Raw genomic sequence first — 13,857 nt, 5'->3', positions numbered from 1 at the left:
GAGCAGGACGTGGGCACCGAGAGCAGCGCACGCGGAACGGGGATCAACACCGAGAGCAGCGCCAGCGGAACGAGCATCCACACCGAGGGCAGCGCACGCGGAACGAGCATGAGCGCCGAGGGCGGCCACGGCGCCGTCCCGACGACGGGCGTCGAGACCGGGCAGGGCGAGCGGCCGGGCCGTCGCGCCTGGCCGCTCTACGAGGTGTTCGTCCGCGGCAAGCGCGGGCTCAACCACGTGCACGTCGGGTCGCTGCACGCCCCCGACGACGAGATGGCCCTGCACAACGCCCGCGACGTCTACACCCGCCGCAACGAGGGCGTGAGCATCTGGGTGGTCCGCGCGGACGCGATCACCGCGTCCAGCCCGGACGAGAAGGACCCGTTCTTCGCCCCGAGCGGGGACAAGGTCTACCGGCACCCGACGTTCTACGCGATCCCGGAGGAGGTGCCGCACCTGTGAGCGGCTCCGTCTACGACGCGCTGACCGAGGAGGGCGACGACCCCCGCTGGGCGTTCGGGTCGGGCTTCGAGGACTCCGAGGCCGACATCGTCGCGCCCGTCCCGGACGGCGTCGACCCCGCCGACCTGGCCGCGTACTGCCTGATGCTCGGCGACGACGCGCTGGTGCTGTCGCACCGGCTCACCGAGTGGGTCTCGAACGCCCCGGAGCTGGAGGAGGAGGTCGCGCTCGCCAACACCGCGCTCGACCTGCTCGGTCAGGCCCGGGTGCTGCTCTCGCGCGCCGGGCACCTGACCGGCCGCGACGAGGACGCGCTGGCCTACTGGCGCGAGGTCGAGGAGTTCCGCTGTGTCGGGCTCGTCGAACCGTCCGACGACCTGGACTTCGCCCGGTGCATCGCCCGGCTGCTGGTGTTCTCCACCTGGCGCCTCGCGCTCCTGCACCGGCTGCAGGGCTCGGCCGACCCGGTGGTCGCCGCCGTCGCCGCGAAGGGGGTCAAGGAGGTCACCTACCACCGCGACCACGCCGCCCGCTGGACGCTGCGCCTCGGCGACGGCACCGGCGAGTCCCACCGCCGCATGCAGGACGCGCTGGGGTGGGTGTGGCCGCACATCGAGGAGCTGTTCCGCACCACCGAGCAGGAACGGCGCCTGGTCGCGGCCGGGGTCGCGGTCGACCCCGCCGACACCCGCGAGGAGGTCGAGACCGTGCTCGCGCAGGTGCTGGAGCGGGCCACGCTGTCCCGCCCGGACGTACCGCCGACCGGCACGGTCGGCGGCCGCGGCGGCCGGCAGGGGCTGCACACCGAGAAGCTGGAGCACGCACTCGTGGTGATGCAGAGCCTGGCGCGCAGACACCCGGGGGCGACATGGTGACCACAGTGGACCTGAGCGACCGTGACCTGAGTGACCGTGACCTCGGTGCCCGCGACGTCGTCGCCCGGGTCGTCGACCCCGAGATGCCGATGCTCACCCTCGACGACCTCGGGGTGGTCCGGTCGGTCTCCGAACAGGACGGCACGGTGACCGTCACGATCACCCCGACCTACTCCGGCTGCCCGGCGATCGAGGAGATGCGGGCCGACATCCGCGGCGCGCTCACCGCGGCCGGGTACACGCGCGTCGAGGTGCGGACGGTGTTCTCCCCCGCCTGGAGCACCGACTGGATCAGCGGGGCCGGGCGACGCAAGCTCGCCGAGGCCGGCGTCGCACCGCCCGGGAGCGCCCCGCGCACCACCGGGCCGATCCCGCTGACGCTGGACGTGCCGTCGACGGTCGTGCCCTGCCCACAGTGCGGGTCGCGGGCGACCGAGGAGCTGTCGCGCTTCGGCCCGACCGCGTGCACCGCGCTGCGCCGGTGCACGACCTGCCGTGAGCCGTTCGAGCACATGAAGGAGATCTGAGGGTGCGTGAGCATCGCAGCGAGCCCTGGCGCGCGAGGAGCGGAGCGTGCCCGGTGATCGACCGAACCGGCGAGGAGCTGTGATGGGCGAACGGCGCGCGGCGGCGTGGCAGGCCCGGGCCAACCAGGCGTACGGCCGGACGACGCTCGCCCTGGACGACGAGATCGAGGCCCTGCTGGCGGAGGGGACCGAGCTCCCCGCCGGCTTCCACCGGCTGGTCGTCACCGGGGTCGACCGGCTGTGCGACGACGCCGTCGCCGTCACCTTCGACGTGCCCGACGACCTGCGCGCGCACTACGACTTCCGGCCCGGCCAGTACCTGACCCTGCGGAAGGTCACCGCCGACGGCGAGGAGCGCCGGTCGTACTCGATCTGCTCGGCCGCCGGGACCGCGCCGCGGGTGGGGGTGCGCCGGGTCGACGGCGGCCTGTTCTCCGCGTGGCTGGTCGACGAGGTGGCCCCGGGCGACGTCGTCGAGGTCGGCCCGCCCGCCGGGTCGTTCACCCCGGAGCTGACGGCCGGCACGCACCACGGCCTCGTCGCCGCGGGGTCCGGGATCACCCCGGTGCTGTCGATCGCGGCGTCGCTGCTGGCCGCGCACGACGACACCCGCGTCACCCTCGTCTACGGCAACCGGCGGACCGACACGGTGATGTTCACCGAGGAGATCGCCGACCTGAAGAACCGCTACGGCCCGCGGCTGCACCTGCTCCACGTGCTGTCCCGCGAGCCCACCGAGGCCGAGATCGTCAACGGCAGGCTCGACGCCGACCGGCTGCGGCTGCTGTTCACCGCGCTGGTCGACACCGGCGACGTCGACGACTGGTGGTTGTGCGGCCCGCTCGGGATGACCGAGGCCGCGGTCGCGGTGCTCGGCGAGCTGGGTGTCGAGCGGCGCCGGGTGCACCGCGAGCTGTTCTACGTCGACGAGCCGCCGCCGGAGCTCGACCGCCACGAGCCCGAGCCGGACGGCGACGGCGCACAGGTCACGGTCGTCCTGAACGGACGGTCGACGACGCTGGCCGTCCCGGCCGGGGCGTACGTCCTCGACGCCGCGCAGAAGGTCCGCGGAGACCTGCCGTTCGCCTGCAAGGGCGGGGTGTGCGGGACCTGCCGGGCGAAGGTGACCGACGGCGAGGTGACCATGCGGCGCAACTACGCGCTGGAGCCCGAGGAGGTCGCCGCCGGGTTCGTCCTCACCTGCCAGTCCCGCCCGGTGACGGGGACCGCCACGGTCGACTACGACGCCTGACCACGACGCCTGATACTGGCGGGCATGACCACGTCGCGTCGCGGCCACCCGGTGGGGCCGACCGGGTCGGTCGTGGTGCGCGCGCTCGGCCTGCTCGACGCGTTCGGCCCCGACCGGTCCGCGCTGTCGCTCAGCGACCTCGCCCGGCACGCCGACGTCCCGCTGTCGACGGCCCACCGGCTCGTCGCCGACCTGGCGGCGTGGGGTGCGCTGGAGCGTGACGAGCAGGGCCGCTACCGGATCGGGCTGCGCGTGTGGGAGCTGGGCGCGCTCGCCCCGCGCGGGCAGGCGCTGCGCGAGACGGCACTGCCGTTCCTGGAGGACCTGTCCCGGGTCACCCGGGAGAACGTGCAGCTCGCGGTGCGCGAGGGCGCCGAGGTGGTGTTCGTCGAACGGCTCGCCGGGTCCGGCGCGGTCCCGGTGCAGACCCGGGTCGGGGGGCGTTTCGCGCTCACCGCGACCGGGGTCGGCCTGGTGCTGCTCGCGCACTCGCCGCCGGAGCTGCAGGACGAGGTGCTGGGCGGGCGGATCGAGCGCTACACCCCGTTCACCGTGACCGACCCGCAGCGGCTGCGCCGCATGCTCGCCGACGTCCGCCGCGACGGCCACTCGGTCAGCGACCGGCAGGTCACCGACGACGCGCTGTCGGTCGGCGCCCCCGTCTCCGACGCCCGCGGCCAGGTCGTCGCGGCCGTCTCGCTCGTGGTGCGGCACGGCAGCGTGCCCGCTCGTGCGCTGGCCCCGCTGGTGCGCACGACCGCCGCCGGGATCAGCCGCGCGCTCAGCACCACCACGCCCTGAAACCCTTCCATTCTCCGGAAGGCACGTACGGCGCTCGCCCCGTCGCCCCGCATCCTCGCTGCACCACCACCGCGCGGAGACGACGGAGTCCACCATGCGCCCACCACCCGCGGCGGACACCGTCCGCCGCCTGCTCGACGACGCCCCCATGTCCCGCTACCAGTGGGGCGCGGTCGCGGCGTGCGTCCTGCTCAACGTCCTGGACGGCTTCGACGTCCTGGTCATGGCCTTCACCGGCCGTTCGGTCGCCACCGAGTGGGGCCTGTCCGGCAGCCAGCTCGGCCTGCTCCTGTCCGCTGGCCTGGTCGGCATGGCCGCCGGTTCGGTCCTCATCGGACCGTGGGCCGACCGCATCGGGCGACGGCCGATCGTGCTGGGCTGCCTGGTCGTCGCGGGGCTGGCGATGCTGGCCTCGTCCGCGGCGCAGTCCCCCGGTCAGCTCGGCGCGCTGCGGCTGGTCACCGGGCTCGGTGTCGGCGGCATCCTCGCCACCAGCAACGTCGTCGCCGCCGAGTACGCCTCGGCCCGCTGGCGGGGTCTCGCGGTCAGCCTGAACTCCACCGGCTACGCGATCGGGGCCGTCCTCGGCGGCGTGCTCGCCGCCACGCTGATCGGGCAGCTCGGCTGGCGGTCGGTGTTCCTCGTCGGTGGCCTGGCCACCCTGGCGGCGGTCCCGCTGGTCTGGTGGCGGCTGCCGGAGTCGCTGGACTTCCTGCTCGTGCGTCGCCCGGCCGGGGCGCTGGAGCGGGTCAACGTGCTGCTGGCCCGGATGGGGCACGCGGCGCTGCCCGCGCTCCCCGGGGACGCTCCGGTGCGCACCGGTGTCGCGGCCGGGTACGGCGCGCTGCTGCGCCCGGCGCTGCGCCGCACCACGGTGCTGCTCTGGATCAGCTTCTTCTGCGTGATGGCCGGGTTCTACTTCGTCACCAGCTGGACGCCGACGCTGCTCGTCGAGGCCGGGCTCTCCCCGGACGCGGGCATCGCGGGCGGCACCCTGCTCAACGTCGGCGGCATCTTCGGCGCCGCCGGGCTCGGCCTGCTCGCCGCCCGGTTCGCGCTGCGGCACGTGCTCGCCGGGTACCTGCTGGCCACCGCGGTGCTGCTCGCCGTGTTCATCGCCAGCACCTCCTCGCTCGCGGTGGCGTTCGTCGTCGCCGCGCTGGTCGGGCTGTTCGTCAACGGCTGCGTCGCCGGGCTGTACGCGATGGCACCGACCTCCTACGGCGCCGACGTGCGCACCACCGGCGTCGGGACCGCGCTCGCGGTCGGCCGGTCCGGGGCGATCCTCGCGCCGACCCTGGCCGGGGCGCTGCTCGACGGCGGCGCCACCCCGCAGTCGCTCTACCTGCTCTTCGCCGCGGTGTTCGTCGGCGCGGCCGTCCTCGTCCTGCTGCTCCGCCGATCCGGCGCCCCCACCACCCAGGGAGTCCCCGCATGAGCTCGATCCCCCGCGACCAGTGGTACGTCGCCGCCTACTCCGCCGAGATCGGGCGCGAGCTGTTCGGCCGCACGATCTGCGACGAGCCGATCCTGTTCTGGCGCACCGAGGCCGGCCAGGTCACCGCGCACGCCGACCGCTGCGTGCACCGCCGGTTCCCGCTGTCCCAGTCCCCGAGCCGGCTCGTCGGCGACACCGTCGTCTGCGGCTACCACGGCTTCACCTACGGCGCCGACGGCGCGTGCGTCGCGGTGCCGGGCCAGAAGCGGGTGCCGCGCACGGCCCGCCTGGCGGCCTACCCGGTCGTCGAACAGGACTCGCTGATCTGGGTCTGGATCGGGGCCCCGGAGCGCGCCGACGCGACCCGCATCCCGCGCGCGACCTACCTCGACGACGACGCGTGGACGACGGTGCGCGGCATGGAGCCCCTCGCGGCGCGGTTCTCGCTGCTGGTGGACAACCTGCTCGACCTGTCGCACGAGACCTACCTGCACGGCGGCTACATCGGCACCCCCGAGGTCGCGGCCACCCCGATCTCGACCGAGGTGGACGAGGACGCGGGCATCGTCCACGTCTCCCGGCACATGGCCGACGCCGAGTGCCCGCCGTTCTACGAGCGCTCCACCGGCCTGTCCGGGCGGATCTCGCGCTGGCAGGACATCGAGTACACCCCGCCGTGCCTGTACAAGCTGCACTCCCGGATCGCGCCGGTCGGCTCCGTCCCGAACCCGGACGGCTCCGACCCGGACGCCTTCCACGTCGAGGTCGTCTACGCGATCACGCCGGAGACCGAGCACTCCACGCACGACTTCTGGATGGTGGCGCGCGACTTCGCCCAGGACGACGTCGAGGTCTCGGCGTTCCTGGCCGAGCAGAACCGCACCGTGGTGCTGCAGGACGTCGAGGCCCTCGACGTGCTGGAGAAGGTCGTCGCGACCGAGTCGCCCGGCTACCAGGAACTGTCGGTCAACATCGACACCGGCGGGCTCGCCGCCCGCCGGATGCTGGCCAGGATGGCCTCGGCACCGCAGGCGGCGACCGTCCGGTGAGCGACATCCCCGAGGCACCCCCGGTGCTGCACGGGCGCCGGGTGCAGCGCATCCACTGGGTGCTGGGCACCGATCTGCAACGCGCGGTGTGCCACTGCGGCGCCGAACGCGTCTTCGACGACCCCGTCCCGCTGTGGGAGTGGCTGCTCGCCCACCCCGACGGCCACGACCCGCTGCCGGGCCCGCCGTCCGCCCGACGGGAGCTGGAAGGAGCGACGCGATGAGCATCCCCCTCCTGGTGGAGAAGAAGGAGGCCGCCGCCGACGGCGTGGTGCTGCTGACCCTGCGCGACCCGTCCGGCGCGGACCTGCCGGCCTGGGAGCCGGGCGCGCACATCGACCTGCGGACCGGGCCGGACCTGGTCCGGCAGTACTCGCTCTGCGGCGACCCCGGGGAACGGTCGGTCTACCGCGTCGCGGTGCTGCGGGAGGCCGACGGCCGCGGCGGGTCCGCGTACGTCCACGACGTCCTCGCCGAGGGCGACACCGTCGACGTGGACGGCCCCCGCAACCACTTCGGGCTCGTCGACGCGCCCGGCTACCTGTTCGTCGCCGGGGGCATCGGGATCACCCCGATCGTCCCGATGGTCGCGGCGGCACAGGCCGCGGGCGCGGACTGGCGGCTCGTCTACGGCGGCCGCAGCCGGGCGTCGATGGCCTTCACCGAGCTCGCGGAGCGGTACCCCGACCGCGTGGTCCTGGTACCGCAGGACGAGGACGGGCCGCCCGACCTCGCCGCCGTGCTCGGCGCGGCCGGGGACCGGCCGGTCTACTGCTGCGGTCCCGGCGGCCTGCTCGACGCCGTCTCCGAGCTCGGCGACCGGCTCGGCCTCGACGTCCACCTCGAACGGTTCGCCCCCGCCGACGGAGCGCTCGACGGGCCGCAGGACGGGTTCGAGGTGGAGCTCGCCGGGTCCGGCCGGGTGGTCGAGGTCCCGGCCGGCTGCTCGATCCTCGACGCGCTCGAGGGCGCCGGGATCACGATGCTGTCCTCGTGCCGGGAGGGGACCTGCGGCACCTGCGAGACCGGGGTGCTGGGCGGCGAGCCCGACCATCGCGACTCGCTGCTCTCCGACGACGAGCGCGCCGCGGGCGAGGTGATGATGGTCTGCGTGTCCCGCTCGCGGTCCCCGCGGCTCGTGCTGGACCTGTAGCCGATCTGCCGGCCTCCTTCCCGGCGCGCCGGGCGGCGCGGCCGCGCCACGTAGGGTCGACCCCGTGTTCGTGAAGGTGTGCGGGTTGTCCACCCCGGCCGACGTCGACGCGGCCGTGGCCGCCGGCGCCGACGCGGTCGGGTTCGTCGTGTACCCGCCGAGCCCCCGCCACGTCGACCCGGCCGGGCTGGCCGCACTCGTCGCGCGGGTGCCGGACGGGGTGCGGTCGGTGGTCGTGGTCGCCGACCTGCCCGCGGGCGAGGCCGCCGCGGTGACCGCCGACGCCGGCGCCGACGTGCTGCAGCTGCACGGCCGCTACACCGCCGGGGACTTCGCCGTCGCCGGGCGGCACCCGGTCACCCTGTGGCGGGCCACCTCGCTGGCGGACGACCCGGACCTCACCGTCGGTCTGCACGGCGAGGAGGTCCTGCTGCTCGACTCCCCCGTCGCCGGGTCCGGCGAGCGCTGGGACGCCGAGGCACTCGACCCGAAGCCGGACGGGCGCTGGCTGCTCGCGGGCGGTCTGGACCCCGGCACGGTCGGCGAGGCGGTGCGCCGGGTGCGGCCCTGGGGCGTCGACGTCTCCAGCGGCGTCGAGTCCGCCCGCGGGGTGAAGGACCACGGGCGCATCCGCGACTTCGTCGCCGCCGTCCGCGACGCCGGCTGACCCCGGCCGGGCCCACGACGGCCGGGCGGGGCGTCGTCGGTCGGGGTCGTGCATGATCCGGGGGACCAGGCATAGTCTCGACGCCGAGGAGCCGTCATGGCCACGGACGCACAGCTCCCCCTGGAGGGCCTGCTCGTCGTCTCCTGCGAGCAGGCCGTCGCCGCGCCGCTGGCGACCCGGCACCTCGCCGACCTCGGCGCCCGCGTCATCAAGATCGAACGCGAGGGCTCCGGCGACTTCGCCCGCGACTACGACGAGACCGTCCACGGCATGTCCAGCCACTTCGTGTGGCTCAACCGGTCCAAGGAGTCGGTCACCCTCGACCTGAAGTCCGACGACGGACGCGCCACGATGCTGCGGCTGCTGGAGCGGGCCGACGTGTTCGTGCAGAACTTCGCCCCGGGTGCCGCCGAGCGGCTCGGGCTCGGCGCCGCCGCCCTGCGCGAGCGGTACCCCCGGCTGGTGACCTGCTCGATCTCCGGCTACGGCAGCTCCGGCCCGTACCGCGACGCGAAGGCCTACGACCTGCTCATCCAGTCCGAGGCCGGGCTCGTCTCGATCACCGGCACCGAGGACGCCCCCGCCAAGAGCGGCATCCCGGCCGCCGACATCGGCGCCGGCATGTACGCGTTCTCCGGCATCCTGTCCGCGCTCTACGAGCGGGAACGCACCGGGCTGGGCACCGACCTGGAGGTCAGCCTGTTCGACTCGCTGGTGGAGTGGATGGGCTACCCGCTCTACTACGCCGGCTACGGCGGCACCGCCCCACGGAGGACCGGCACCAGCCACGCCGCGATCGCCCCGTACGGCACGTTCTCCGCCGGGGACGGCACCGACGTCGTCCTGTCGATCCAGAACGAACGCGAGTGGGTGACGTTCTGCGAGGTCGTGCTGCGCCGCCCGGAGGTCGCGACCGACCCGCGGTTCTCCAGTGGCCGGGCCCGGGTGGAGAACCGCCCCGCCCTGCACGCCGAGATCGACACCGTGCTGACCGGCCTGACCGGCGACGAGCTCGTCGCGCGGCTGGTCGCGGCGCGGATCGCGCACGCCCGGCAGCGGGAGGTCGGCGAGGTGCTGGAGCACCCGCAGCTCGCCGCGCGGGACCGGTGGACCGAGGTCGACAGCCCGGTCGGGCCGCTGCGGGCGCTGCAGCCGCCGATCACCGTCGCCGGGCGGCGGGCACGGATGGACCCGGTCCCGGCCGTCGGCGAGCACACCGAGGCCGTCCTCGCCTGGCTCGACGGGCACCGGGCCGAGGACCCGTTCGACGACTAGGGTCGCGCGGATGGACTGGGTACGGCACGCGATCTGGTGGCACGTGTACCCGCTGGGGTTCACCGGGGCCCACCCCGACCGCGGCGACGGGGCGGACCACTCGCTGCGGCGGATCATCGGCTGGCTCGACCACGCGGTCGCGCTGGGGGCGAACGGACTGCTGCTCGGCCCGGTGTTCGCCTCGGCCACCCACGGCTACGACACCACCGATCACCTGCGGATCGACCCGCGCCTGGGCTCGGGCGCCGACTTCGACGCGCTTGTCGCCGAGGCGAAGGGGCGCGGCCTGCGGATCCTGCTCGACGGCGTCTTCAACCACGTCGGGCCCGAACACCCCAGGCTGCTCGCCGCCCGCGCCGACCCCGGCGGGCCGGACGACGCCTGGTTCCGGCACACCGACGACGGGGAGATCGCCGTCTTCGAGGGCCACCCCGGCCTGCACACCCTCGACCACGACAACCCCGCGGTGCGCGACCACGTCGTGGACGTGCTCTGCCACTGGCTCGACCGCGGCGCCGACGGGTGGCGGCTCGACGCCGCGTACACCGTCCCCGACGACTTCTGGGCCGACGTCCTCCCCCGCGTCCGCGCACGCCACCCGGGCGCCTGGTTCCTCGGCGAGGTCATCCACGGCGAGCACGACGCGGTCACCGCCGCCACCACGATCGACGCGCTCACCCAGTACGAGCTGTGGAAGGCGGTCTGGTCGAGCCTCAACGACGGCAACCCGCACGAGCTGGCGTGGGCGCTGCAGCGCCACGACCGGTTCGTCGCCGCCGCGGTGCCGAACACCTTCCTCGGCAACCACGACGTCACCCGGCTCGCGTCGCAGCTGCACGACCGCCGCCACATCGAGCTGGCCGTGGCCGTGCTGTGCACCGTCGGCGGCACCCCCTCGGTCTACGCCGGCGACGAGCTCGGCCTCACCGGGGTCAAGGAGGAGCGGGCAGGCGGCGACGACGCGGTCCGCCCCGAGTTCCCCGCCGACGGGTCCTTCCCCGACGGCGCCGACCCGCACGTCCTCGCGGTGCACCAGGAGCTGATCGGGCTGCGCCGGCGCCATCCCTGGCTGTACGACGCGCGGACCGAGGTGGCCGAGGCCACCGACGACCGGCTCGTCTACGTCAGTCACGGCGACGGCAGCCACGGGGACGGCGGAGCGCTGCGGGTCACCCTCGACTACGCCGCGGGCACCTGGGACGTCCAGGACGCCTGACCCGCCTCGGCAACCGGTGGATCACCGTTGATCCTTCCGGCGGAGCCGCCCGCCACTCGCAGCACCGCGACGGCCGGTGGTCGCGGACCGACCCCGCGGCGGCAACCCGATCCGTACGGTCGATCACGGAACGGTCACGGTCTTGATCCCCAGCAGGACCCGCGCGCCCCGCTCCCCAGGCATCCGGGCGCAGCCGTCTCCGACGAGGAAGGACGCCCTGCGTGCCGAGGAACATCCCCGGCTCCGTGGCGGCCCGGCGCTCCCCGAGCCGGACCGACCCGAGCCGACCGTTGCCGTCGACGACCGTCGTCACCCGTGACGTCGGCCCGGAGCGGGGCGGGAGGCACCGCCGCGCGGGCCGGGCCCGCACCCTGCAGGTCCTCACCTCCGCGCTCGCGGGCGGCGGACTCGTCGCCGCGCACGCCGCGACCGGCGGCGGGCTCCCCCGGGTCGACGACCTCGCGCTGCAGGCGTTCAGCTCCCCGGCCGCGGACGCGTCGCCGACCGACGCGGCCACCGCGGCGCCGTCGGCACACTCCGGGACGGCGCGGTCGCTGGCCGAGCCGCCGCCCCCGGTCGACGTCGACGCGATCGTCGGCGCCGCGAACGGTGCGGTCGGCTCCGCGGTGACCGCCCGCGACGAGGCGCGCGAGCGCGCCCGGGCCGCCGCCCGCGAGGCACGGGAGGCGGCCGCCCGCGCCGCCGACTCCGCGCGCTCCTCCGCCGGGACCGGCGCACCCTCGGCCGGCGGCCCGACCGGCTCCACCACGTGTGCCCTGGGCACCGCGGGCATGGAGGGCGTCGCCACGAACGTGGCGAGGGCCGGGGAGAAGCTGCGCTGCCTGTTCGGCGTCGACTCCGTGCTGGGCATCGGCAGCCGCGGGAACGCCTCCGACCACCCGAGCGGCAAGGCCCTGGACTTCATGGTCGACCGGGCGACGGGCGACCGGCTCGCCGCCTACGCCCAGCAGAACCGGGACGAGCTCGGGATCTCCTACATCATCTGGCGGCAGCGCATCGACACCGGCAGCGGCTGGACGGCCCAGGAGGACCGGGGTGGGGCGACGGCGAACCACATGGACCACGTGCACATCTCGTTCAGCTGACGCCGCGACGATGATCGTCACGACCGAGCGGTCCGGTGCCGTTCCCGGCACCGGATCCCTCAGTCGTGACGATCTCCGCTCAGCCCAGCAGCGCCCGCATCTCGGCGATCTCCGCCTGCTGCGTGTCGACGATCCGCTGCGCCAGCTGCCGTGCCCGCGGGTCCACCCCGGCGTCGAGCTCGGCGCGGGCCATGGTCACCGCACCCTCGTGGTGGGCGATCATCATCTCGAGGAACGACCGGTCGAACGCGGCGCCGGACGCGCGTTCCAGCCCGGCCATCTGCTCGTCGGACATCATCCCGGTCATCCCGGCCATGTCACCGTGACCGGCGTGGGGGTCCGCGGCGGGCGCGGCGCCCCAGTCGGCCAGGAACCCCTGGAGCTGCCCGATCTCCGGGCCCTGGGCGGCCTCGATCCGGTCGGCGAGGGCGCCCACGCGGGCCCCGGCGCGGCCGTCGGCGAGCCGTGCCATCGCGATCGCCTGCTCGTGGTGCGGGATCATGCCCTGGGCGAAGGTGACGTCGGCGCTGCTCGACGACGCGGCCGGCGGTGCGGACGCGGCTCCGCCGGCACAGCCGGTCAGGACGAGGGCAGCGGTCAGTGCCGTGGCGGCGAGCGCCACGTTCGTGCGTGTCATGTGTCGGTACTCCCGTGTCGTGGGTGCTCGGCGGCTCCGGCGCTCTCCCGCGCCGGAGGCCGGTCACGTCCGCGACACGCAGAGCAGCGCGAGCCGCCGTGGGACCGGGGGCGGGCGGCCGGTCGGTCCGGTCCGCGGGCGCCCCGGGCCGACCGGCCCCCGCGACGACGGCAGCGGCGTCCACCCGGACAGCAGCACGGCCGCGGCCAGGACGACCCCGGCCACGAGCACGGTCAGGCACAGGTGCAGCAGGTGCGCGGCCCCGTTGTGCGACGACCCGTGGGGACCGGGACGCATGCCCCCCGCCGACGCGCCGTCCGGGACGGGGTGCGCCGGTACCGCGGCGGCACGGGCCGGTCCATCGTGCAGTGCCGAGTGCAGTGCCGAGTGCAGTGCGGAGTGCAGTGCGGAGTGCGAGGCAGGGTGCGGGGCGAGGTGCGCGGCGACCGCGGGACGGTCGTGGACACCGGAGTGCGCGGACGGCGCCGCGAGCGCGTGCATCCCCAGCAGCCCGAGCAGCACCGGCAGCACGAGCACGAGCAGCCGGGTCCGGTCCGTCACACCCCGACCGTACCGGCGGGGTGGATACCACTACCCCCTAGGGGTATGGTCGTGGTGGACCCCGAGGAGGACGCGATGCCCGGCTACGCCGACACCAAGGACGCGCACGTCAAGCGGATGCGCCGGATCGAGGGCCAGGTCCGCGGCATCACGAAGATGATCGAGTCGGACAAGTACTGCATCGACGTGCTGACCCAGGTCGCCGCGGTCAACAAGGCCCTGGAGGCCGTCGCGCTGGGCCTGCTCGACGAGCACCTGAAGCACTGCGTCGCCGACGCCGCCGCCGAGGGCGGCCCCGTCGCCGAGGAGAAGATCCAGGAGGCCAGCGCGGCGATCGCCCGGCTGGTCCGATCCTGACCCCGATGGCGCCGGACCCCGATGGCGCCGAACCCCGCACAGGAGAGCGCACGATGAGCACCGCCAGCTACACCGTCACCGGCATGACCTGCCAGCACTGCGTCGCCTCGGTCACCGAGGAGATCAGCGAGATCGCCGGCGTCACCGACGTGGCCGTCGACCTGCCGACCGGCGCCGTCACCGTCACCAGCGACGACGAGGTCTCCACCGAGGCCGTCCGCGACGCCGTGCGCGAGGCGGGCTACCAGCTCGTCTGAGCACCCCACCCGACCACCCACCCGGCGCGGGTCGCGACCGCCACCCGCGCCGGGTCGCCCCGGAGGACCGACCATGAGCGACACGTCCCCGGCCCACGGACCCGTCACCGCCCTGCCCCGCGCAGCCGCGACCGGGACCGTCGCCGAGAGCGGCCCAGCCAGCGCAGACAGCACAGCCGGCCCGGGCAGCACAGCCGGCACCGTCACCGAGATCGAGCTCGCCG

17 protein-coding genes are annotated in these 13,857 nt (G+C 74.9%); 15 read left to right on the top strand and 2 right to left on the bottom strand.

Annotation, left to right across the window (positions count from 1 at the left end; genetic code table 11):
• Positions 1 to 108: 108 nt before the first annotated feature.
• The 13 genes from paaB (at position 109) to KPL59_RS07935 (ending at position 11,821) form a co-directional block, all read left to right on the top strand.
• Positions 109 to 462: a 1,2-phenylacetyl-CoA epoxidase subunit PaaB gene (gene paaB / locus KPL59_RS07995; RefSeq protein ID WP_226360549.1), complete on the top strand. Its 354-nt coding sequence runs from the start codon at positions 109 to 111 to the stop codon at positions 460 to 462.
• Positions 459 to 1,337, top strand: a complete 879-nt coding sequence (paaC, locus tag KPL59_RS07990) for a 1,2-phenylacetyl-CoA epoxidase subunit PaaC (protein WP_226360404.1) — start codon at positions 459 to 461, stop codon at positions 1,335 to 1,337. The genes paaB and paaC overlap by 4 nt, the downstream gene beginning before the upstream one ends.
• Positions 1,331 to 1,864, top strand: a complete 534-nt coding sequence (paaD, locus tag KPL59_RS07985) for a 1,2-phenylacetyl-CoA epoxidase subunit PaaD (RefSeq protein WP_226360403.1) — start codon at positions 1,331 to 1,333, stop codon at positions 1,862 to 1,864. Before paaC ends, paaD begins: the two co-directional genes overlap by 7 nt.
• A gap of 82 nt (positions 1,865 to 1,946) precedes the next feature.
• Positions 1,947 to 3,116, top strand: coding sequence for a 1,2-phenylacetyl-CoA epoxidase subunit PaaE (gene paaE, locus KPL59_RS07980; RefSeq protein WP_255676518.1), 1,170 nt, complete (start codon positions 1,947 to 1,949; stop codon positions 3,114 to 3,116).
• Between the two features lie 24 nt (positions 3,117 to 3,140).
• A complete protein-coding gene (locus KPL59_RS07975; protein WP_226360401.1) occupies positions 3,141 to 3,917 on the top strand; it encodes an IclR family transcriptional regulator in 777 nt (258 codons plus the stop codon).
• A gap of 94 nt (positions 3,918 to 4,011) precedes the next feature.
• Positions 4,012 to 5,355 (top strand): MFS transporter, encoded by a 1,344-nt coding sequence (locus KPL59_RS07970; RefSeq protein ID WP_226360400.1) that lies wholly within the window; start codon positions 4,012 to 4,014, stop codon positions 5,353 to 5,355.
• Entirely contained in the window at positions 5,352 to 6,404 is a 1,053-nt protein-coding gene (locus KPL59_RS07965) for an aromatic ring-hydroxylating dioxygenase subunit alpha (RefSeq protein WP_226360399.1), read from the top strand. The genes KPL59_RS07970 and KPL59_RS07965 overlap by 4 nt, the downstream gene beginning before the upstream one ends.
• On the top strand, positions 6,401 to 6,628 hold the full coding sequence (locus KPL59_RS07960; RefSeq protein ID WP_020622247.1) for a hypothetical protein: 228 nt from the start codon (positions 6,401 to 6,403) through the stop codon (positions 6,626 to 6,628). Before KPL59_RS07965 ends, KPL59_RS07960 begins: the two co-directional genes overlap by 4 nt.
• A complete protein-coding gene (locus tag KPL59_RS07955) occupies positions 6,625 to 7,557 on the top strand; it encodes a PDR/VanB family oxidoreductase (RefSeq protein WP_226360398.1) in 933 nt (310 codons plus the stop codon). The genes KPL59_RS07960 and KPL59_RS07955 overlap by 4 nt, the downstream gene beginning before the upstream one ends.
• Positions 7,558 to 7,621: 64 nt before the next feature.
• Positions 7,622 to 8,224 (top strand): phosphoribosylanthranilate isomerase, encoded by a 603-nt coding sequence (locus KPL59_RS07950; protein WP_226360397.1) that lies wholly within the window; start codon positions 7,622 to 7,624, stop codon positions 8,222 to 8,224.
• A gap of 96 nt (positions 8,225 to 8,320) precedes the next feature.
• Entirely contained in the window at positions 8,321 to 9,499 is a 1,179-nt protein-coding gene (locus KPL59_RS07945) for a CaiB/BaiF CoA-transferase family protein (RefSeq protein WP_226360396.1), read from the top strand.
• A gap of 10 nt (positions 9,500 to 9,509) precedes the next feature.
• Positions 9,510 to 10,715 carry an alpha-amylase family glycosyl hydrolase gene (locus KPL59_RS07940; RefSeq protein WP_226358326.1) on the top strand — a complete coding sequence of 402 codons (1,206 nt, stop codon included), beginning with the start codon at positions 9,510 to 9,512 and terminating at the stop codon, positions 10,713 to 10,715.
• A gap of 221 nt (positions 10,716 to 10,936) precedes the next feature.
• Positions 10,937 to 11,821 carry a hypothetical protein gene (locus tag KPL59_RS07935; protein WP_226358327.1) on the top strand — a complete coding sequence of 295 codons (885 nt, stop codon included), beginning with the start codon at positions 10,937 to 10,939 and terminating at the stop codon, positions 11,819 to 11,821.
• A gap of 79 nt (positions 11,822 to 11,900) precedes the next feature.
• On the opposite strand, the gene KPL59_RS07930 is transcribed toward KPL59_RS07935, so the two are convergent.
• Complete coding sequence (locus KPL59_RS07930; protein WP_226358328.1) at positions 11,901 to 12,458, bottom strand: DUF305 domain-containing protein; 558 nt, start codon at positions 12,456 to 12,458, stop codon at positions 11,901 to 11,903.
• A 63-nt stretch (positions 12,459 to 12,521) separates the two neighbouring features.
• Entirely contained in the window at positions 12,522 to 13,019 is a 498-nt protein-coding gene (locus tag KPL59_RS07925; protein WP_226360395.1) for a hypothetical protein, read from the bottom strand.
• A gap of 75 nt (positions 13,020 to 13,094) precedes the next feature.
• Here KPL59_RS07925 and KPL59_RS07920 point away from each other — a divergent pair, with 75 nt between their 5' ends.
• Both KPL59_RS07920 and KPL59_RS07915 read left to right on the top strand, forming a co-directional pair.
• On the top strand, positions 13,095 to 13,376 hold the full coding sequence (locus KPL59_RS07920) for a metal-sensitive transcriptional regulator (protein WP_043278418.1): 282 nt from the start codon (positions 13,095 to 13,097) through the stop codon (positions 13,374 to 13,376).
• 53 nt (positions 13,377 to 13,429) lie between these two features.
• A complete protein-coding gene (locus tag KPL59_RS07915; protein ID WP_020623949.1) occupies positions 13,430 to 13,633 on the top strand; it encodes a heavy-metal-associated domain-containing protein in 204 nt (67 codons plus the stop codon).
• The last annotated feature ends 224 nt before the right edge of the window (positions 13,634 to 13,857 follow it).

It is taken from the genome of Pseudonocardia sp. ICBG1142 (assembly GCF_020496255.1).
Lineage (GTDB): Bacteria > Actinomycetota > Actinomycetes > Mycobacteriales > Pseudonocardiaceae > Pseudonocardia.
Note: the sequence above shows the minus strand (reverse complement) of the source record. Positions and strands in the feature narration are given on the sequence as shown.

Coding starts and splice junctions, on each gene's coding strand:
- KPL59_RS07975 (WP_226360401.1), top strand. CDS start 3,141: ATGACCACGTCGCGTCGCGGCCACCCGGTGGGGCCGACCGGGTCGGTC.
- paaE (WP_255676518.1), top strand. CDS start 1,947: ATGGGCGAACGGCGCGCGGCGGCGTGGCAGGCCCGGGCCAACCAGGCG.
- KPL59_RS07970 (WP_226360400.1), top strand. CDS start 4,012: ATGCGCCCACCACCCGCGGCGGACACCGTCCGCCGCCTGCTCGACGAC.
- KPL59_RS07965 (WP_226360399.1), top strand. CDS start 5,352: ATGAGCTCGATCCCCCGCGACCAGTGGTACGTCGCCGCCTACTCCGCC.
- paaD (WP_226360403.1), top strand. CDS start 1,331: ATGGTGACCACAGTGGACCTGAGCGACCGTGACCTGAGTGACCGTGAC.
- KPL59_RS07945 (WP_226360396.1), top strand. CDS start 8,321: ATGGCCACGGACGCACAGCTCCCCCTGGAGGGCCTGCTCGTCGTCTCC.
- paaB (WP_226360549.1), top strand. CDS start 109: ATGAGCGCCGAGGGCGGCCACGGCGCCGTCCCGACGACGGGCGTCGAG.
- KPL59_RS07930 (WP_226358328.1), bottom strand. CDS start 12,458: ATGACACGCACGAACGTGGCGCTCGCCGCCACGGCACTGACCGCTGCC.
- KPL59_RS07955 (WP_226360398.1), top strand. CDS start 6,625: ATGAGCATCCCCCTCCTGGTGGAGAAGAAGGAGGCCGCCGCCGACGGC.
- KPL59_RS07920 (WP_043278418.1), top strand. CDS start 13,095: ATGCCCGGCTACGCCGACACCAAGGACGCGCACGTCAAGCGGATGCGC.
- KPL59_RS07915 (WP_020623949.1), top strand. CDS start 13,430: ATGAGCACCGCCAGCTACACCGTCACCGGCATGACCTGCCAGCACTGC.
- KPL59_RS07940 (WP_226358326.1), top strand. CDS start 9,510: ATGGACTGGGTACGGCACGCGATCTGGTGGCACGTGTACCCGCTGGGG.